The organism is Amycolatopsis thermalba (assembly GCF_023376025.1).
Lineage (GTDB): Bacteria > Actinomycetota > Actinomycetes > Mycobacteriales > Pseudonocardiaceae > Amycolatopsis_E > Amycolatopsis_E thermalba.
The window spans coordinates 667,189-685,797 of the sequence record NZ_CP091196.1 but is presented as its reverse complement, the minus strand read 5'-3'; the positions used below and the strand labels follow the sequence as shown (position 1 = coordinate 685,797).

At 72.5% G+C, this 18,609-nt stretch carries 20 protein-coding genes; 10 read left to right on the top strand and 10 right to left on the bottom strand.

Translation table 11 applies throughout. The annotated features are described in order from the left end of the window. Window positions 1-150 precede the first annotated feature (150 nt). Window positions 151-1,362 carry an MFS transporter gene (locus L1857_RS03425; protein WP_094003524.1) on the top strand — a complete coding sequence of 404 codons (1,212 nt, stop codon included), beginning with the start codon at window positions 151-153 and terminating at the stop codon, window positions 1,360-1,362. Here L1857_RS03425 and L1857_RS03420 read toward each other — a convergent pair. Beyond that, window positions 1,349-2,911 carry an AMP-binding protein gene (locus L1857_RS03420; RefSeq protein WP_249464438.1) on the bottom strand — a complete coding sequence of 521 codons (1,563 nt, stop codon included), beginning with the start codon at window positions 2,909-2,911 and terminating at the stop codon, window positions 1,349-1,351. The two genes, L1857_RS03425 and L1857_RS03420, sit on opposite strands and share 14 nt — an antisense overlap. On the opposite strand from L1857_RS03420, the gene L1857_RS03415 reads away from it, so the two are divergent. Further along, window positions 2,910-3,413, top strand: a complete 504-nt coding sequence (locus tag L1857_RS03415; RefSeq protein WP_249464434.1) for a hypothetical protein — start codon at window positions 2,910-2,912, stop codon at window positions 3,411-3,413. The genes L1857_RS03420 and L1857_RS03415 overlap by 2 nt on opposite strands. Here the strand turns inward: L1857_RS03415 and L1857_RS03410 are convergent, their stop codons facing one another. The 3 genes from L1857_RS03410 to pheA form a co-directional block, all read right to left on the bottom strand. Then, the gene (locus tag L1857_RS03410) at window positions 3,414-4,058 is read right to left on the bottom strand and encodes a DUF4232 domain-containing protein (protein ID WP_233157046.1); all 645 of its coding nucleotides are present in this window, start codon (window positions 4,056-4,058) and stop codon (window positions 3,414-3,416) included. A 153-nt stretch (window positions 4,059-4,211) separates the two neighbouring features. Continuing rightward, window positions 4,212-4,829 (bottom strand): histidine phosphatase family protein, encoded by a 618-nt coding sequence (locus L1857_RS03405; protein WP_116109796.1) that lies wholly within the window; start codon window positions 4,827-4,829, stop codon window positions 4,212-4,214. Continuing rightward, window positions 4,826-5,740, bottom strand: a complete 915-nt coding sequence (gene pheA / locus L1857_RS03400) for a prephenate dehydratase (protein ID WP_094003519.1) — start codon at window positions 5,738-5,740, stop codon at window positions 4,826-4,828. Before pheA ends, L1857_RS03405 begins: the two co-directional genes overlap by 4 nt. Window positions 5,741-5,837: 97 nt before the next feature. Here pheA and L1857_RS03395 point away from each other — a divergent pair, with 97 nt between their 5' ends. The 3 genes from L1857_RS03395 to L1857_RS03385 all read left to right on the top strand — a co-directional run bounded on the left by L1857_RS03395 (window position 5,838) and on the right by L1857_RS03385 (window position 7,822). Then, window positions 5,838-6,452, top strand: coding sequence for a macro domain-containing protein (locus L1857_RS03395; RefSeq protein ID WP_094003518.1), 615 nt, complete (start codon window positions 5,838-5,840; stop codon window positions 6,450-6,452). Between the two features lie 142 nt (window positions 6,453-6,594). Then, window positions 6,595-7,527, top strand: coding sequence for a type I pantothenate kinase (gene coaA / locus L1857_RS03390; RefSeq protein WP_094003517.1), 933 nt, complete (start codon window positions 6,595-6,597; stop codon window positions 7,525-7,527). Between the two features lie 127 nt (window positions 7,528-7,654). Next, the gene (locus L1857_RS03385) at window positions 7,655-7,822 is read left to right on the top strand and encodes a hypothetical protein (protein WP_167481435.1); all 168 of its coding nucleotides are present in this window, start codon (window positions 7,655-7,657) and stop codon (window positions 7,820-7,822) included. A 514-nt stretch (window positions 7,823-8,336) separates the two neighbouring features. Here the strand turns inward: L1857_RS03385 and L1857_RS03380 are convergent. The 5 genes from L1857_RS03380 to L1857_RS03360 all read right to left on the bottom strand — a co-directional run bounded on the left by L1857_RS03380 (window position 8,337) and on the right by L1857_RS03360 (window position 13,514). Next, window positions 8,337-9,803: a hypothetical protein gene (locus L1857_RS03380; protein ID WP_249464432.1), complete on the bottom strand. Its 1,467-nt coding sequence runs from the start codon at window positions 9,801-9,803 to the stop codon at window positions 8,337-8,339. A gap of 52 nt (window positions 9,804-9,855) precedes the next feature. Further along, a complete protein-coding gene (locus L1857_RS03375) occupies window positions 9,856-10,881 on the bottom strand; it encodes a hypothetical protein (protein WP_094003515.1) in 1,026 nt (341 codons plus the stop codon). A gap of 6 nt (window positions 10,882-10,887) precedes the next feature. Then, the gene (locus L1857_RS03370) at window positions 10,888-12,051 is read right to left on the bottom strand and encodes a hypothetical protein (RefSeq protein ID WP_116109793.1); all 1,164 of its coding nucleotides are present in this window, start codon (window positions 12,049-12,051) and stop codon (window positions 10,888-10,890) included. Then, window positions 12,048-13,091: a hypothetical protein gene (locus L1857_RS03365; RefSeq protein WP_249464428.1), complete on the bottom strand. Its 1,044-nt coding sequence runs from the start codon at window positions 13,089-13,091 to the stop codon at window positions 12,048-12,050. Before L1857_RS03365 ends, L1857_RS03370 begins: the two co-directional genes overlap by 4 nt. Before the next feature lie 75 nt (window positions 13,092-13,166). Beyond that, the gene (locus tag L1857_RS03360) at window positions 13,167-13,514 is read right to left on the bottom strand and encodes a DUF3024 domain-containing protein (RefSeq protein ID WP_094003512.1); all 348 of its coding nucleotides are present in this window, start codon (window positions 13,512-13,514) and stop codon (window positions 13,167-13,169) included. Window positions 13,515-13,569: 55 nt separating this feature from the next. Here L1857_RS03360 and L1857_RS03355 point away from each other — a divergent pair, with 55 nt between their 5' ends. From L1857_RS03355 to L1857_RS03340, 4 genes are all read left to right on the top strand, one after another. After that, window positions 13,570-13,887 (top strand): nucleotide pyrophosphohydrolase, encoded by a 318-nt coding sequence (locus L1857_RS03355; RefSeq protein ID WP_116109791.1) that lies wholly within the window; start codon window positions 13,570-13,572, stop codon window positions 13,885-13,887. A gap of 175 nt (window positions 13,888-14,062) precedes the next feature. After that, a complete protein-coding gene (locus tag L1857_RS03350) occupies window positions 14,063-14,686 on the top strand; it encodes an FG-GAP repeat domain-containing protein (protein ID WP_162830972.1) in 624 nt (207 codons plus the stop codon). Window positions 14,687-14,793: 107 nt separating this feature from the next. Further along, on the top strand, window positions 14,794-16,194 hold the full coding sequence (locus L1857_RS03345) for a carboxylesterase/lipase family protein (RefSeq protein WP_205413185.1): 1,401 nt from the start codon (window positions 14,794-14,796) through the stop codon (window positions 16,192-16,194). Window positions 16,195-16,337: 143 nt separating this feature from the next. Further along, on the top strand, window positions 16,338-16,964 hold the full coding sequence (locus L1857_RS03340) for a response regulator (RefSeq protein ID WP_116109788.1): 627 nt from the start codon (window positions 16,338-16,340) through the stop codon (window positions 16,962-16,964). Between the two features lies 1 nt (window position 16,965). Here L1857_RS03340 and L1857_RS35315 read toward each other — a convergent pair whose 3' ends face one another. Next, a complete protein-coding gene (locus L1857_RS35315) occupies window positions 16,966-18,018 on the bottom strand; it encodes an FUSC family protein (protein ID WP_283258003.1) in 1,053 nt (350 codons plus the stop codon). 44 nt (window positions 18,019-18,062) lie between these two features. Between L1857_RS35315 and L1857_RS03330 the strand changes: the two genes are divergently transcribed. Then, on the top strand, window positions 18,063-18,548 hold the full coding sequence (locus L1857_RS03330) for a MarR family winged helix-turn-helix transcriptional regulator (RefSeq protein WP_249464425.1): 486 nt from the start codon (window positions 18,063-18,065) through the stop codon (window positions 18,546-18,548). Window positions 18,549-18,609 lie beyond the last annotated feature (61 nt).

The following is an 18,609-nucleotide window of genomic DNA, read 5'->3' as shown; positions in this document are numbered from 1 at the left end:
CTCCCCAGAGCTTGCCCGCCGGCGAGGCTCTTTTTCTTTCACCCTCCGGTAAGCACCCCCCAGATCAGCTCGACTGATCGCCACCCTCCGTGGCAGCATTCGGAAGCACAGGGCAATCGAAGCGCCACCGAGGGTGATCATGAAGGACAGATGCCGGACCGACGGCTGAGCTGGCTCCTGGCGGCCAACGCGGTGGGCAACCTCGCCGACGGGATCGGCAAGGTCGCCTTTCCGCTGCTGGCCGCGACCCTCACGCGCGACCCCGTGCAGATCGGCGCGTTGTCCGCGACCCAGTTCCTGCCGTGGCTGCTCTTCGGCGTGTTCGCGGGCACCCTCGCCGACCGCGTGGACCGCAAGCGCGCCGTGCTGCTCGCCAACGTCGCGCGTGCGGTGGTCGTCGGGCTGACCGCTCTGCTCGTGCACACCGGGTCGCTGTCGATCTGGCTCGTCTACGTCGCCGCGTTGCTGCTGGGCGCGGCCGAGACCGTGGCGGAGAGCGCCGGCAACGCGATGATCCCGGCGCTGGCCCGGCCGGACCAGCTGGAGAGCGCGAACAGCAAGTTCCAGGCCGCCGAGATCCTCGGCCAGACCTTCCTGGGCGGCCCCGTCGGCAGCCTCACCTTCGCGGTGTTCGCCGCGTTCCCGTTCCTGCTGAACTCCGCCGGGTTCGCGATCGCCGCGGCGCTGCTCATCGGCCTGGCCGGCAGTTACCGGCCGAAGGCGCCGGCGGAACCGACCCGGCTGCGCACCGACCTGGTCGACGGGTTCAAGTGGCTGATCCACCACCCGCTGCTGTGCCGGCTGGTGATCATCGCCGGCCTGATCAGCTTCACCAGCGAGCTGGCCCAGGCCCAGCTCGTCCTGTACGCGCTGGAGGATCTCGGGCTGAGCGAGGCCGCGTTCGGGCTGTTCACGTTCGTCGGCGGCATCGGCGGGCTGATCGGTGCCGCGGTCGCGCCACGGCTGGTGCGGCGCGCCGGGCGGCGGCCGGTGCTGGTGGCCGGCATCTTCACCGCCGGCGTCGGGTTCGGCGCGATGGGCCTGGTCTCCCAGCCGGTCGCCTCCGCGGCCCTGTTCGGCCTGTTCGCGGCGGCCGTCGTGGCGGTGAACGTGGTGCTGGCGACCGCCCGCCACACCCTGGTGCCCAGCGAGCTGCTCGGCCGGGTCCTCGGCGTGTGGCGGACGGTCGTGTGGGGCGCGATCCCGCTAGGCGCGTTGGCCGGCGGCGCGCTGACGCACCTGCTGGGCAGCGCGAGCGCCACCTTCGCGGTGTCCGGCGGCGCCCAGATCGTGCTGGCCGCCCTCGCCGCGCTGATGCTGTGGCGGTTTTCGATGGACCACGAGCCGGTCAGCTCTTCCTGAGCAGGAACCGCTGCACCTTGCCGCTCGGGGTCTTCGGCAGCTCGTCCACGAAGTGCACCTGACGCGGGTAGGCGTGCGCGGCGAACTTCGTCTTCACCAGCTGCTGCAGCTCCGCCACCAGCGCCTCGCCCGGCTCGGCACCCGGCCGGAGCACGACGAACGCCGCCAGCACCTCGCCGCGCAGCTCGTCCGGCAGGCCGACCACCGCCGCTTCGGCGACGGCGTCGTGCTGCAGCAGCACGCTCTCCACCTCGAACGGCCCGATCCGGTACCCGGCCATGAGGATGACGTCGTCGTCCCGCGAGGCGAAGGTGAAGTAGCCGTCCGGGGACTTCGTGGCGACGTCGCCGGTCAGGTACCAGCGGCCGTCGGCGGAGAACCGCTCCGCCGTGCGGTCCGGCGCGTCGCGGTAGCCGGTGAACCACATCAGCGGGCTGCCCGCCAGGTCGACGGCCACCCGCCCCTGCTCGCCGGGCGGCGCGACCTCGTCGGCGTCGGGGCGCAGCACCTCGGCCCGCCAGCCGGGCAGCGCGCGGCCCATCGACCCGGGCCGCAGCTCGCCCCGGATGTCCGGGTGCCATCCGTTCGCGATCACCATGCCCAGCTCGGTCTGGCCGTAGTGGTCCAGGATCGGCACCCCGAACACCTTTTCGGCCCATTCGTTGACGTCCGGGTTGAGCGGCTCGCCCGCCGACGAGCAGTGCCGCAGCCGCAACCGGTCCGGCACCGGCACGTCCGCGTTGCGCAGCGCCCGGTAGACCGTCGGGCCCGCGGTGAAGTTCGTGACGCCGAACCGCTCCAGCACCGAATAGGTCAGCTCCGGGGAGAACCCGGCGTGCAGCAACAGGCTGCGCTGCCCGAGCGCGAGCGGGCCGATGACGGCGTAGTAGAGCCCGTAGGCCCAGCCCGGGTCGGCGGCGTTCCAGAACACGTCCTCGGGCCGGTGGTCCAGGCCGTACTCCTGGTACATGCGGAACGCGGCGATCGCCCGCGCCGGGATCGGCACGCCCTTCGGCGCACCGGTCGTGCCGGACGTGTACAGCTCGACGATCGTCCCGTCGCCGCCCACGGCCACCGGCTCCGGCTGCGGTTCAGCGCGCAGCAGGTCGGCGAAGGCCAGGTCGTCGCCGCTCGCCTCACCGGTGACGATCACCCGCCGCTCACCGGGGACCTGGTCGAGCTTGGCGCGCTGCGACGGGTCGGCGACGACCGCCTTCACGCCGCCGACGCGGGTTTCGATCGCGGGCGGCGCGAACGCGGTGAACAGCGGCACCTGCACCGCGCCGAGCCGCCAGATCCCGAGCACGGCGACGACGAACTCGGCCGACTTCGCCATCAGCGTCGCCACCCGGTCGCCGCGGCCGACACCCAGCCCGGCCAGCGCCGCGGCGAAGCGCGCGGAGGCGTCCCGCAGCTCGCCGAACGTGACGTCGCGGCTGGTCAGGTCGGGTTCGATGACCGTGCAGGCCACGTCGCCGGCCGGGTGGTCGTCACACAGCAGCCGCGCCACGCAGGCGTCCGGGCGGTCGTAAGGGGACGTCGGTGTCATGGTCCCGATGGTCGTCGCCGCGCCCGGCGCGTGCCACCCCCGGATGGGGATCGCTCCGCATCTGGTGCCCGGTGCCCGTTCGGTGCTGGAATGTCCTATGCGGATCAGCGATGCCGAAGAGCCGCTGGCGGCCCGGCGCCGCCTGGTGCTGGCGGGTGTCGCCGGGTTCGTGGTCGGTGCGGGCATGATCGGCTTGCTGTGGGCGTCCACCACGGCGGTGAGCGGCCCGACCGCGGACGCGAAGGCCGCGTGCGCCGCGCTGTCCAGGGCCCAGCCGCTGCCGGAGGGCCGCGTGGGCCGGGGCACGCTCGAACCGGGCGTGCTGCAGCACATCATGGCGGCCGACGCGCTCGCGTCCGCGGCCGCGGAGGTCAGCTCGACCTACGACGACCTCGCCGACCACATCGACGGCGTCCGGCGGATGGCGCTGAGCCTCAACTTCGCCGACCCGAACGGCCGGCGGCACCTGGCGCAGGCCCGCGAAATCTGCGACACGATCTAGCTACTCGCCGCCACTGCCCTTCTGGATGGTCCGGACGGTGAGCTGGTCGCCGGGGATCTTGTCGCTCGCGCAGCCCGTGGTGGGCAGCTCGACGAACATCGACGCCGTCTCCTGCGGCGGGTAGATCCGCAGGCCGCGCACCGGCTGCGGCTGGCAGGTCACCGTGTCGTAGTTCTGCACGTTGACGAACCCGATCTCGGCGTAGGCGGTGTCGCCCTTGTTCAGCGTGAACGCGCCGCCCTTCTCGCCCTGCCGGACCGCCGCGGGGCCCACCTGGTGCCCGTCCTCCCCGGCGACGTACGAGACGCCCGGGAAGCCCTGGATCACGCACGGGTGGTCACTCACATTGGTGAAGATCAGCGGCCGGTAGACGGTGCCGGCGCCGGCGTCGCCGTGCCCGAGGGTCAGCTTGAGGTCGCTGGACTTGCACAGCGTCTCGCCGGTCTTGGTGCTGGTCGCCGCGTCCGGTTCGGCCGTCGTGGCGGACGTGGACGGGCTGCTCGAGGTGGTGGTCTCGGACGTCGTCGGCGCGGCCGGCTCGGGCTGCGCGTTCTCCGTTCCCGCGGTCCCGCAGCCGGCCAGCGCGGCCGCCAGCGCCGCCGTCGCCACACCCAGTCCGATGCGCGGTGAACTGATTCGAACCACGATCTTTCCCCTCCCTGTGCCGATCGGAGCACTACCCGGGAGACGTGTGGTCCACACGCCTGGTTGCGCCGCGTCACGCGATTTTCCGACCATCCGCCGCAACATGCGGTGAAACTACAACAAGGCGCCCTCGACGACCGGTCGAAACGTCCCCTACATGGGCAAACCGACCCAGTTCAGGCACTGCCAGCCACCGTCGGCGGCGGCCTCCAGCTCGATGATGCCGGTGTTCGGGATCAGGCCCTGATCGGCCAGCTCGGGCCGCACATTCGGGGCCAGCCACTCGGCGCCGAGCCGGATCAGCCCGCCGTGCGAGACCAGCACCACGACACCGTCCGATCGGGTGAAGTCGTGACGCTGCGCGAGACCGGCGATCGCACCGGCGAACCGGTCCCGGGCCTGCTCCCCGGTCTCCCCACCGGGCATCGGGACGTGCAGCTCGCCGCGGGTCCAGTGGCTCACCACGGTCAGGTACTGCTCGATGGCCGCCCGGTCGCTGCGGCCCTCCAGGTCGCCGACCACGATCTCGTGCACGCCCTCGACCCGCTCCACCGCCATGCCCAGCGCCTGCGCGAGCGGGACGGCCGTCTGCTGCGCACGGGTGGCGTGCGAGGCGTAGACGCCCTCCACCGGCTCGGTCGCGAGCTTCTCGGCCAGCTGCCGCGCCTGCTCGTGGCCCAGCTCGGTGAGCGGCGGGCCGGGCAGCGCGGTGTCCAGCTTCTTGGCGACGTTGGCCGCGGTCTGCCCGTGCCGCACCAGGTACAGCTTCATGCCTGCTCCCCTCTCTGCACCGCGGCGACCCAGCCGGCGGCGTCGGTGAAATCCTCGTTGCGGGCGGCCGGTTCGACGGTGGCCCGCACGCCGTCGGCGCGGGCGAACGAGCCGAGGAACCGGACGTCGCGGCAGCGGCGGCGCAGCGCGGCGAGCGCGTCGGCGATGCGCGGCTCGGCCACGTGGCCCTCGAAGTCGATGAAGAACCGGTACTCGCCGAAGTTCTGCTTGTTCGGCCGGGCGTCCAGGCGGGTCAGGTTGATGCCGCGGGTCGCGAGTTCGGTGAGCAGCTCGGCGAGCGCGCCGGTGCGGTTGGCGGCCGCGGCGACCAGCGACGTGCGGTCGGCGCCCGTCGGCTCCGGCAGCACCACCGGGGGCCGGCGCATCAGCAGGAACCGCGTGCGGGCGTCCCGGACGTCGGCCACCTCGGTCGCCAGCACCTTGAGCGGGTAGTGCTCGACGGCGACCGGCGCGGTCACGGCGGCGTCGAACTCCCCGGCCTGCACGGCGACCGCGGCCGCCGCGGTCGATCCGGCCGCCACCGCGCGGGCGCCGGGCAGGTTGTCGGCCAGCCACTGGCGAACCTGCGCGAGCGCGTGCGGATGGCTCGCCACGGTACGGATTTCGCCGACGTCGTCGCGCGTGAGGACGCTGAAGTGCACTGGTAGCAAGGCTTCCGCGACACCGATCAGCGGCTCGCCGACGGCGAGGCTGTCCAGCGTCGCGGGAACCGCGCCCTCGACGGAGTTTTCCACCGGCACGCACGCCGCGTCCGCCTCGCCCCGGCGCACCGCGTCGAGCGCGTGCGGGATCGTGTCGGCGGGGACGAGTTCGTCCTCCGCCGTGGTGAACGTGCGGGCGGCCTGCTCGGTGAACGTCCCGACCGGCCCGAAATATGCGATCCGTGACACGCCGACAGGCTACGCACCGCGCCCGCTGCTGGTCTGTTCAGGCGTTCGAGTGCGCCGCCTGGTTACGTGGGGTCGCGTTTTTTGGCATGGTGTAGGGGTGACTGCCGAATCGGGCACCCAACCCACCGGCAAGCGAACGGAGGACCAGGTCGCACCCGCAACTCCCGCCCTGGTGCTGTGTGCCGTCGACGAACCACTCGCCAGCGCGTGGCGATCCGTTGTGGACACCATGACCGGCTCGGTGCGCGTGCACCGGGGTTCGGTGCTGGACGTGGTCGCCGACGCCGTGGTCAGCCCGGCGAACTCGTTCGGCTGGATGCGCGGCGGGATCGACGCGGTCTACGCGCGCGCGTTCCCGAACGTCGAGCAGAACGTCCGCAGCACGATCCTCGCCTACCACGGCGGTGAACTGCCGGTGGGCAGCGCGGTCGTGGTGCCGACCGGCGAACCCGCGCCGGCGTGGCTGATCAGCGCGCCGACGATGCGGGAACCCGGCGAGCGGCTGCCCGCCGACACGGTCCACCCGTACCTCGCGGCGCGGGCGGTGTTCCTGCAGTGGCGCGACGGGGTGCTCGAACAGGGCGTGGCGGTGCGCGCGGTCGTCGAGACCATCGCGATGCCCGGTCTGGGCACCGGCGTCGGGGGCGTGAGCCCGGAGACGTGCGCCCGCCAGGTGGCGGCGGCCTGGGACGAGGTCTTCCGGCGGAACTAGCACTCCGGCCCTGGTCACGGGCGGTTCCGGGCGCGCGTGTAGAAGGTCACAGCGCATTTACTCGCCGTAAGACCTACCGTTGAAGCTGCGTTACGGAGATGTCGACGCCAGCCCAGCCCACCGACGGGCAAGGAGTGTGGGAATGCCACGGGTACGTGAGCTCAGCCCGTACGTCGAGCTCCACCGGGAGCAGTGGCGGGAGCTGCGTCGCAGCACACCGTTGCCGCTGACTGCCGAGGAGCTGCACGGCCTGCGGGGGCTCGGCGAACAAATCGATCTCACCGAGGTCGCCGAGGTCTACCTGCCGCTGTCCCGCCTGATCAACCTGCAGGTCGCGGCGCGTCAACGCCTGTACGAGGCCACCACGACCTTCCTCGGCGAGGACTGCCGGGGCACCAAGGTGCCGTTCGTGATCGGCATCGCCGGCAGCGTCGCGGTCGGCAAGTCGACCACCGCGCGCATCCTGCGCACCCTGCTCGCCCGCTGGCCGGACCACCCGCGCGTGGACCTGGTGACCACGGACGGCTTCCTGTACCCGAAGGCCGAGCTGGTGCGCCGCGGCATCATGCACCGCAAGGGCTTCCCGGAGAGCTACGACCGCCGCGCGCTGCTGCGGTTCGTCTCCGACGTCAAGTCCGGCGCCGAGTCGGTCAGCGCGCCGGTGTACTCGCACCTGGCCTACGACATCCTGCCCGGCGAGGAGCAGGTGGTGAACCGGCCGGACATCCTCATCATCGAGGGCCTCAACGTGCTGCAGCCCGGCTCGCGGCTGACGGTGTCGGACCTGTTCGACTTCTCCATCTACGTCGACGCGCACATCGAGGACATCGAGCGCTGGTACGTCGAGCGGTTCCTCAAGCTGCGCAGCACGGCGTTCGCGGACCCGGCCTCGCACTTCCACCACTTCGCGACGCTGGACGACGTGGAGGCCCGCGCCGAGGCGCGGCACCTGTGGCGCACGATCAACGAGCCGAACCTGGTGGAGAACATCCTGCCGACCCGCCCCCGCGCGACGCTGGTGCTGCGGAAGGACCCGGACCACAGCATCAACCGGGTCCGCCTGCGCAAGCTGTAGGCACGCCCTCGGCCGAATGGCTGACCCCGCTCGCCGAGCGGTAACCGGTTGGCCGATACCGCGGGCACCCGGCAAAGCTCACCCTGGAGGGCAGGAAATGCGCCCTGACCAGGGAGGAGGCACGCCGATGTTCGCGATCATCTTCACGTGGATCGGTGCCGTGCTCGGTATCGCGGTGCTGCTGGTGATGGCCTTCGGTGCGTTCGTCCTCGATTTCGAAGACGCTCTCGCCGACCGCCGCCGCAAGCGCCGCCTGGACCCGGTGGCAGCGGAGGGCCCGACCGCGGTGCCCTAGTTGTACTGCCCGGGGACGATCTGCACCGCACCGCACAAGGAGCGGCGGACACTGCGCCGGTGGGCGCCAGTGCAGTATCGCTGTCCAGCATCGGCGGCCCCGGAGCTGAAGCCCATCTCGGACAGGCCGATCTCGGTCGGCAGGTCGGTGTGGATCCGACGAGCGCAACGGACGTGAGCGGCGCACCAGCCGGGACGGCCACGAACTGCGCTTCGCGGTGGTGCGGTGTCGCGACGCGGGGGCGTGATCCGCGGCCGTCGAAGCGCGCAGGAGCGGGATCAGGTTCTCGGGGAGCACGAAAGTTCCCAGGTGGTTTCCGCGATCGTCCCCGCCGGCCGGGCCACCAGGGCGAGTTCGGGCAGGTCGGCGATCACCGTGACCGGCGGGACGGCACCGGCGGCGACCTGCTGGCGCTTGCCGGGGGTGCGGTCGTTCAGGTCGAGCCGGAGGTCCTCGGCGGCGAGGCCCAGCGCGAGCGCGCGTCGGTGACGGCAGACAGCCCAGCCGCCATCCCCTAGTCCGCCGAGCCGGCGTCCAGCTCGTCGAGCGCCGCGACGTAGTCGTCCAGGTCGAACTCCAGTTCGCCGTCCTCGTCCGCGGTGAGGTGCTCCTCCAGGACCGCGGTCAGCTCGGCCAGCACTTCGTCGCGTTCCAGGCCGGACTCGGTCAGGCGCTGGGCGGCGATCCACGTCTCGGCGGGCTCGCCGTCCCACAGCTGGTCGACGACCGTGGTCAGCGCGACCGCCCGCAGCTCCGACTCCTCGTCGTCGAACTCGGCGGCGAACTCGCTCAGCACCAGCATCCGGCGCTGCTCGGGGTCGGACGGGTCCAGCTCGACCTCGTCGTCCTCGGTCTCCACGGTCAGCGACGGCAGCGCGAACTGACGGCGTTCCAGCAGGTCCTGCACGTCCTCCGGGGTCAGGTCCTCGGAACCGGTCAGGTAGGCGTCCAATGCGGACTCCTCCTCCGGGTCGCGGTCGTCCAGCCGGTCCTCGACCGCCTCGACCAGGGCGGTCAGCGCGTCCTCGGGCAGGCCCTGGCGCTCGCCGAACACCCGCGCCCACACCGGCAGCAGCGCGGCCATCGCCGCGTCCTGCTCGTCGGTCAGCTCGATCTGCCCGTCGTCCACGAAGTCCACAAAGGACTCCAGCTTGGCCGGGCCGACGCGCAGCGGGCGCCGCGAGTCGTGCTCCAAGCCGAACTCGATCAGGCGCAGCGCGACCACCCGGGCGTCCTCGGTGTCGCCGACCTCGTCCCCGGCCGCGGCGAAGAACGAGTCGATGACCTCGGCCTGCTCCTCCACCGTCAGCGGCTCCGGCTCCCCGGCCTCGGCCGGCTCCGGCAGCGTCCGCAGGCGGGCCAGCGCGAGCGCGCGGAACCGGACGAAGTCCTCGCCCACCTCGGGCTCGGCCTGCCACTCGGTGCCGGCGAACGCGTCCGCGATCACCTCGTGGGCCTGCTCGGGGCCGATTTCCGCGGACTCGCCCACCGTGCGCAGCTCGGCCAGCACGTCCTGCGGCGACTCGACGATCGCGGCGTCGGTGACCCAGCCGCCGAAGCTGCCGTAGTTGATCGAGACGACCAGGCCGTGGTCGCCGAACGACACCAGCACCGAGCTCTCGTCGCCGTAGACGTCGGTGGCGCGCCAGCACTGGCCGGGCGTGACCTGGTTCAGCCGTGCCGCCCAGGCCGGCTCGGGCAGCCCGAACTTCTCCAGCGCCAGGCCCGCGGCCTCCCGCTGGTCCTCGTCGGTGGCCAGGACGCGCAGCGCGGCCAGCGGCGCCACCAGGCGCTCCGGCTCGGCGGCGTCGGCGGCGAGGTCGATCAGGCCGGCCGCGAGGTCGTCGTCGGCCTCCCACCACTCGCCGAGGATCTCCGAGGTGACCAGCTCGACGCGGGTCGGATCGGCGTCGTTCCCCAGTTCGGCGAAGGCGTTCAGAACCTCGTCGAAGGCGGTCTCCGGCTGCGGCACCTCGGTCATGGCGCACATAGTCGCACCAGCGGCACCCCGGCTCACGCGCGGGACCGGCGTCTCAGTCCGTGGGCAGCGCGATCCGGGCGTTCCGGATTTCGGTGATCAACCGGACCTTGCGCTTGTGCCGTCCGACCAGCTCGGCGAGGTAGGGCGCGAAGTCCGCCGGGCGGCCGACGGTGCGGTAGAGCGCGCGCAGGCGGCGCAGGGCACGGGCGGCCTCGCGGTAGTGCTCGACGGTCCGGCCGCCGATCAGCGACTCGACGTGCTCGCGGTGGACCGCCAGCAGCCCGGCCGCCTCCTCCTGACGCCCGGCCGCCACCAGTGCCTCGATCAACGCCTCCGCGTGCTCCGGCGTCGGCTCGCGGTCGAACTCCGCGCGGCGCAGGCTCAGCACGTCGTCGGCCAGCTCGGCGGCCGCCGGGTCCTGCTTGAGCGCCCGCGCCGCGTAGGTGATCGCCTCGCTCGTGCGGCCGGCGGCGCGCAGGACACGGACGATGCGCAGGCTCGCCTCCATCCGCGGCAGCTGCGTCGACAGGATCGCGACCAGCCCGTCGACGTCGCCGGAGATCTCCACGAGCTGCTCGTGCAGGCGCTCGGCGACCGGCCGCTTGGCCCGGTCGGGGCGGGCCCGGTCCACGTGGGACCGCAGCTGGGCCAGCCCGGTCTCGCCGAGCGGGCCGGCGAACTCGGCCAGGTCGATCTCGGCCCGCCCGTCGAAGGCGACCCCGGCCAGCCAGTCGGCCAGCTCGACCGGGTCCGGCGGCCGGGCCGCGCAGGCCCGCGCGTAGAGGCCCAGTGCGCGGCGCAGCTCGGCGCCGTCGCCCTCGTCGCGGCTGATGCGCTCGACGGTGCGCCGGGCCAGCGGGGCGACGTCGGCGCGCGTGCCGGAGTCGAGCAGCCGCTGCACGGTGTCCAGCACCGGGCCGATCTTCGTGTTCTCCGCCGCGGGCTCCGGCGTCCCGGCTCGCAGTTCGAGGGACCGCCGCAGCTCCGGATCGCGTTCGGCCTGGTCGTGGAGCAGCCCGGCCAGCGTCTCGGTGTCGAGGGAGGACAGGTAGGCGCGGAGATCCGTCACCCCGCACATCCTGGCCTACTCGCGTCGCAGCGCGATCGGCGCGGCACCGCCCGTTTCATGATCGAAATCCGCGTCCTCCTCGGCGAGCAGGTCGCGGAACTCCTCGGTGATCTCGTCCAGCTCCTCCAGCAGCCGCTCGATCGCGGCGGGGCGCAGCCCGGACCGCTCGCCGGCCCAGCGGCCCCACGGCGGCAGGACCTCCGGCAGGGTCTCCAGGAACTCCGCCGGGAAGCCTTCGGCGTCCAGCACGTCCTCCAGCAGGAGGTCGAACTTGCCCGGCCCGACCCGCAGCGGGCGGCCGAAGTCGTCGTCGCAGCCGTAGTCCACGAGGAACCGGACGCAATCGGTGAACCAGCGGTCGTCGCGGACGCCGTCGGCCTCGGCGAGGAAGGCGCGCACCAGCTCGTCCCGCTCGGCCTCGGTGAACGTGGGCGGCTCCACCGGCGGATCGGCGGGCGGCATGGCCCGCAGCCGGGCGGCCAGCAGTGCGCGCAGCGGGGTGAGCGGGTCCTCGGCGATCACGTCCGGCAGCAGGGCCGCGGCGCTGTCGTTGACCGCGACCGCGTCTTCGAGGATGCGGCGCGCCCGCGGCAGCGGGATCCGCTCGGTCACCAGGACCTCGCTGGCCTCCTCGCTCGCGCGCATGCTGTCCACCAGGTCGTCCACCTGGTCGGTGAGGTAGACGTCGCCCAGTCCGCCGCCGCTGAGCTCGACCTCGGCGACCAGCCCGTGGACGTGCCCGGACCGGTCCCCGCGCAGGACCAGGGTGGCGCCGTCGCCGAACACGTCGGCCTGCTGCCAGCACTCGGTGACGGTGAGGTCGCCCAGGTCCCACGGCGGTTCGGGCATGGCGGAGAACGTCTCGGCCGCCGCCCCGGCGCGGGTGCGCTGCTCGTCGGTCAGCGCCAGGTGCTGCAGCATCCGCAGCAGCGCGCGGGCGGCCGGGCTCGGCCGGCGCGCGGCGTCGTCGATCAGCGGGAGCACGACGTCGCGACCTTCGTCTGAGGGGTGCCACAGGTCGCCGAGGATCGTCGACGCCATCAGCTCGACCTCGATCGGGTCGCGCTCGGCCAGCGCGTCCTCGGCGTCGGCGAGCACGGTCTTGAGCAGCTGGCGGCGCTCGTCGGAGACGCCGGGCTTCTTCTTGGCGGGCTTGCGCTTCCGGCTGACCGGGCTCATGCGCCCATGGTGGCAGCTTTCCGGCCGGACACCACCTTCGGCACGGCGATGCGGGCGTTGCGGACCTCGACGAGGAGGCGGGTCTTGCGCTTGTGGGTCTCGACCAGGCCGGCCAGGTACTCGCCGAACTCCGGCACCCGGTCCGCGCGCTTGTGCAGGGCGCGCAGCTCGCGCAGCCGCTGGGCCGCCTCGCGGTAGCCGCCCGGGTCCTTGAGCTCGATGAGTTCCTCGACGTGCAGGCGGTAGACCGGGATCGCCGCGGCCGGATCGCGGTCGGCGAGCCGGGCCAGCGCCTGGGTGCGCTCTTCGGGCCAGCGGCCGAGTTCCTCGGCGGCGGCGCGCAGGGCGCGGTAGGTGTCCGGGGACGGGTGGCGGCGGAACTCGGCCCGGCGCAGGGCGAGCACGCCCTCGCGCGGGTGCACGACGGTGCGGGCGGCGTGCGCGATGGCCTCACCGTGGCGGCCGGCGGAGCGCAGCAGGCGGACGATGCGCAACGCGGTGGCCGGGGTGGGCGGCTGGGCGGACAGGATCGCCAGTAGCGCGTCGACGTCGCCGGTGACCTCGGCGAGCTGCTCGGTCAGGCGGCGGGTGGCGTCGGTCTGCGGGGTCTTCGTGAGCGCGGCCTTCAGGTGCGCGAGTCCTTCGTCGCCGAGGGCGGGCGCGAAGTCGGCGAGGTTGATCTCGGGCCAGCCGGGCCGGTCGAGCTGGGTGTCCAGGATCCAGTCGGCCAGCTCGCGCGGGTCGGGGCGGTGGACCGCGCAGGCGCGGGCGTACAGGCCGATCGCGCGGCGCAGCTCGGCGCCGGTGGCGTCGCTGTCGGCCATCCGGCGGGCCAGCGGGGTCAGGTCGGCCTGGGTGCCCGCGTCGAGGAGTCGTTGCAGCGTGTCCAGGACGGGGCCCACCTTGCCGTGCGCGACCGCCCGCAGCTCCAGCTCGTGTCGTAACCGCGGGTCACGATCGGCCTGTTCGAGGAGGAGTTCGGCCAGCGTCTCCGCATCGAGAGTGCGCAGATAGGCACGCAGATCCGGGGCCGAGGTCATGCGGACAATCCTGCCGCACCCGATGGAAGGAGAACGTCACCCAACAGCGTCGTCTTCCCTGACGCTGCGTGAGCATCAGCAGGGGCTGAGCCACTGGAAGAAGTAGCCGGTCTCGGCGCCACGATCGAGGTCGTCCAGAAGGGGGACGGGCGAGATCTCCGGAACGCTGCGCGGGTACGGGCGCCAGCGGCCCGCGTCGGCGAGGTAGTAGAGCGACCACATCTCGTCGAGGCCGTAACGGAGCTGGGCGAAGGGCCGTTCGGCCGGCCCGTCGCCCACCCATCCGGCCCGCCGCTCGACGAGGGTCACGATGCGCCCGCGCCAGCGGGACATGACCGTGTACTCGTCGCGCTGACCTGCCGGAACCCGCCGCTCACACCAACGATCGATCTGGCGTTGCTGGAGCTCGGGGATCGGCGACATACCCACAGTGATACCGCAACCCGATCGGGTCGTGCGGCACCGGATACTGCGCCCTGTGACGCTCGACGATCTGCAACGGCGGCTGGCCGAGTTCGCCGCCGCCCGGGACTGGCAACGATTCCACACGCCGAAGAACCTGGTGATGGCCCTGTCCGGCGAGGTGGGCGAGCTGACGGCGCTGTTCCAGTGGCTGACGCCGGCGGAGTCGGCTTCGGTGCTCGAGGACCCGGCCACGCGCGCCGCGGTGCTCGACGAGCTGGCCGACGTGACGATCTACCTCGCCCGGCTGGCCGACGTGCTCGGCGTGGACCTCCTGGAAGCCGCCGAGGCGAAGGTGAACCGCAACGAGTCGCGGTTCCCGGCACCGGAGTAGTTACGCCGTAGTGGGGCGGAAGGTTGCCCCGCTATGGCACATGGCACTCGCGGTGCACGTCCCACTCCCGGAAAGCGTGAACCTCGAGAGACCGCACTTCGTCATTCGTTCACGACGGCGGGCGGTTCGGGCGCCGGGATGGCTGTCCCGGCCGACGGACGGGAGGTTTTCGATCATGAGAACTCTGCGGTGTGCTGCCGTTCTGGCGGCGGCTCTGGCATCGGCGGTGCTCGCTTCCGGAGCGGCGTCCGCCGCCCCGCAACCACAACGGGCCGCCGTCGACCTCGACGGCGACGGCACGCCGGACCTGGCGACACTCACCACGACCGGCGACTACACGCAGCGGCTGGAGTTCACCGTGCGCGGCGTGACGACAGCCGTCGACCTGCCCGGGGATCCCGCGCCGATGCGCGTCACCGACATCGACGGCGACGGCAGGCAGGAGGTGATCGTGCTCGAAACCGCCGGCGCCAACACGCTCTGGTACGGCGTCTGGGACCACGACGGCACCGGCCCGCGCACTCTGTCCACAACGGACGGTGAGAAGCTGTACCTGTACGAGGGCGGCGGCGTCACGACCCGGCTCGGCTACGAATGCGCCGACAACTCCTCCGGCGGCCGGGACCTCATCACGCTGGCCGCGCTGATGGACGACAACACCTCCGCCATGACCTACAGCGGACAGCGGGTGCTCTACGAGATCCACGACGGGACCGCCCGCGAGGTGACCACCTACACCATCACCTCGGCCCCGCAGGACGATCCGGTACTGCGCACCACGCCGGAATCCTGCGTCTGACGGTGGCGACCTGGCGGGCACCGAGCACCCCGGTGCCCGCCTTCCGCTGACCAGGACGGCGTCGCCGGTGGGTGACTTGGTCGCAGAACCTGTGATATCCACGACCGGTGGATCCCATCGTGCAGACCAGGTCCGGGGCCGTCCGCGGCGTGACCGACGGGGTGGTCAGTTCCTTCAAGGGCATTCCGTTCGCCGGACCGTTGACCGGTGCCGCGCGGTTCCAGGCGCCCACCGGGCCCGAGCCGTGGGACGGGACGCGACCCGCGGACCGGTTTTCGGCCTCGCCGCCGCAGGGGTCGCTGTTTCCCGGCATGCCGTCGGCCTGGCAGCCGGGTGAAGGGGACGACTTCCTCAGCGTCAACGTGTGGACCCCGGACGCCGGTGGCAGCGGTCTGCCCGTCATGGTCTGGATCTACGGCGGCGCCTACCTCATCGGCACCGCGCGGCAGCCCGAGTACGACGGCGCCAACCTCGCCCGCGCCGGGGTGGTCGTCGTGACGTTCAACTACCGCGTCGGCCTCGAGGGGTTCGGCTGGCTGCCCGGGGCGCCCGCCAACCGGGCCTTCCTGGACCAGCTCGCGGCGCTGCGCTGGGTCCAGGACAACATCGCGAACTTCGGCGGCGACCCGGACAACGTGACGATCTTCGGCGAGTCCGCCGGTGGCACGTCCGTCGCGGCGCTGACCGCCTCCGACGCCGGGCGCGGCCTCTTCCGGCGGGCCATCGGGCAGAGCATCGCGCAGGGGTTCCTCTCCGAGAACCGCGTGCGGCGCACCACCGAGCGCATCGCGGCGGCCCTCGGTGTCCCGGCCACGCTCGACGGCTTCGCGCAGGTGCCCTCCGAAGCCATCCACGCCGTGCAGATGGTGCCCGGCGAGATCACGCCGTTCGGCCCCATCGTCGACGGTGAGCTGGTCACCGACCTGCCGTGGCGCAACCTGCGCGCCGAAGTCGACCTCGTCGCCGGCTTCAACCACGACGAGTTCACCCTCTTCGTCGCCGGCCAGGACCTCTCCGGCGCCGACCCGGCCGCCACCGCCGACGCCGTGGGCCTGCCCGCCGGCGCGATCGCCGAGTACCGGGCCGCCCACCCCGGCCTGTGGGACGCCGACCTGCACGTCCTGATCCTGTCCGACCGCACCTTCCGCCTGCCGTCGCTGTGGTCCGCGCAGAACCACCCCGGCCGCAGCTGGTGCTACGAGCTGACCTGGCCGTCGCCCGCGTTCGGCGGGATGCTGCGGTCCTGCCACGCGCTCGACGTTCCGCTGACGTTCGGCAACTTCACCGGCCCGCTCGCCGAAATGCTGCTGGGCAACCCGGCCCCGCCGGAAGCGGACACGTTGTCGAAGGAGATCCGCAAGGCGTGGGTCTCCTTCGCCACGACCGGCGACCCGGGCTGGCCGGAATACGACAAGGACCACCGGCTCACCCGCATCTGGGACGTGCCGGTCTCGGTGACGAGCGACCCGATAGCGAGTTCGCGACGGATCTGGGAGGCGGCGGCGTGAAGCTCCGGACCCGGCTCAACCGGACCTGGCCGACGCGCTCGAAGCCGCCAGGGCACGAGCCGCCTTCGACAAGCTCTCCTACAGCCGGCAGCGCCGCATCGCGAAGGCGGTCGAAGACCGCTCCGGCTGACTAGGCTCGGGGTATGGCCATCGAGGTGCTGCTCGTCGACGATCACGAGGTCGTGCGGCGCGGCCTGCGGGAAATGCTGAGCGACGAACCGGACATCGAGGTCGTCGCCGAGGCGGGTAGCGCCGACGAGGCCATCGCGGTGGCCATGCACGTCGAGCCGGACGTGGCCGTCGTCGACGTGCGGCTCGGCGACGGTGACGGCGTCGCGCTGTGCCGGGAGTTGCGGGCGCGGTCGAACCCGCCGTATTGCCTGGTCCTCACCGCGTTCGACGACGAGGAGGCCATGGTCGGCGCGATCATGGCCGGCGCCTCCGGCTACCTGCTGAAACAGGTCCGGGGCCAGGACGTGGTCAACGCCGTGCGCGAGGTCGCCGCCGGCCGGTCGCTGCTCGACCCGGTCACCACCGCCCGCGTGCTCGACAAGCTGCGCCACCCCGCCGACGACGAGCTGGCGCGCCTGACCGACCGGGAGCGCACGGTGCTGGAGCTGATCGGCGAGGGCCTGTCCAACCGGGAAATCGCCGAGCGCCTGTTCCTCGCCGAGAAGACCGTGAAGAACCACGTCACGTCGGTGCTGTCCAAACTGGGCATGCAGCGCCGCACGCAGGCGGTGGCGTGGGTGGCGCGGCGCTCGAAGTAGGTCAGGCCAGCTGGTAGCCGCGGCCCGGCCGGACCAGCGCGGCGGCCAGGCCGACGGCCGCGCCGAGCACGGTGTCCACCAGCCGGTCGGCGGTGACGGCCAGCGTGTCGACCGGCGCCGCCATCGAGCCGAGCAGCAGCACCAGCGGCGTCACGAACACCATCGCGAGCGCGTAGTTGCGGATGACCGTCAGCTCCGCGCCGAGCAGCGCGACCACGATCACCGCGAGCTTCACCGGTTGCGGCAGGTCGAGCGTCAGCAACAACGCGGCCACCAGAACACCGACGACCGTGCCCGACACGCGCTGCACGAAGCGGTGCATCGTGTGTTGCAGGTGCGTGGCCTGCAGCACGGCGGCCGCCGCGACCGTCGCCCAGTACGGGTGCCCGAGGCCGAGCGCGTGCGCGAGCAGACCGGCCGCCAGCACCCCGGCGAACACCTTCACCGCACGCGGCCACTCGGGCGAGGACCGGTCCAGCGCGGCCCGCAGCCCCGTGCGCCACGAGGTCGGCCGGTCGTCGTGGTCGAAGAACAGCCACCCGGACACCGCCACGACCCACGCGACCAGCGCGCCCGCGGCCGCGACCCCGACCTGTGCGGCGACGCCCGGCCAGCCCACCGGCCCGGCCGACGTGGTCCCCGCGGCGAAGACGAACATGAGCCCGCCGGGCGGCCCCGACCGGATACCGTCCGTGAACAGTTTCGCGGCCGCCGCGACCAGGGCGACCATGATCGCGACCGGCACCGGGCCCAAGCCGGCCGCCGACGCCGTCCCCCCGAGGCCGACGGCGGCCGTCAGACCTGCGCCGATCACGGCGAGCAGCCGGGCCCTCACCGGATACGGCTCGAAGCGGGCGTGCACCGCGGTCATCCCGCCGAACGCCGCGGCGGGGGCCAGCTCGGTGTGCCCTGCGGTCACAACCGCGACCAGGACTATGTTCGCCCCGGTCATGGCCCGTAACGCGGACACCAGGGCCCGGTCGGCCGGGCGCAGGTGCCACCAGCCGCGCGGCGAGAGCGCGCGGAAGAGGTCGTGGCGACCGAAATAATTCACGAGTAAAATACTAACGAACGATTTGCGTGCGAAGGAGCTCAGCGGTGAGTGATCTCGTCGACAGAGTGCGGCAGCAGTGGCAGGACGTGCACCCCGGCCTCGACACGTCCGGGATGGCCGTCGTCGGCCGGGTGCTGCGGCTGGCCTCGCTGATCCGCCGCGCGACCGACGACCTCCTGCTGGCCAACGACCTGAACCGCGCCGAGTTCGACGTGCTGTGCGCGTTGCGGCGCAACGAGGTGCTCAACCCCGGCCAGATCAGCCGCGAGATGCTGTCCTCCGGTGCCGCGATCACCAAGCGGCTGGACCGGCTGGAACGGCTCGGCCTGGTGTCCCGGACGGCGAGCGAACGCGACCGGCGCGTGGTGCAGGTCCGGCTGACCGAGCGCGGCGTGGAGCTGATCGACCGGCTGCTGCCCGAACACCTCGAAGGCGAGAAGGTCGCGCTGGCGAACCTGGCACCGGAGCAGCAGGCGGAGCTGGCCGGGCTGCTGAAGGTGATGCTGGAGACCGTCGAAGGCGTCGGCTGAGGACGCGCCCTCCGCTCAGCGGCGCACCGGACGCGGCCGCTGAGCGTGGAACTCGCGCGCC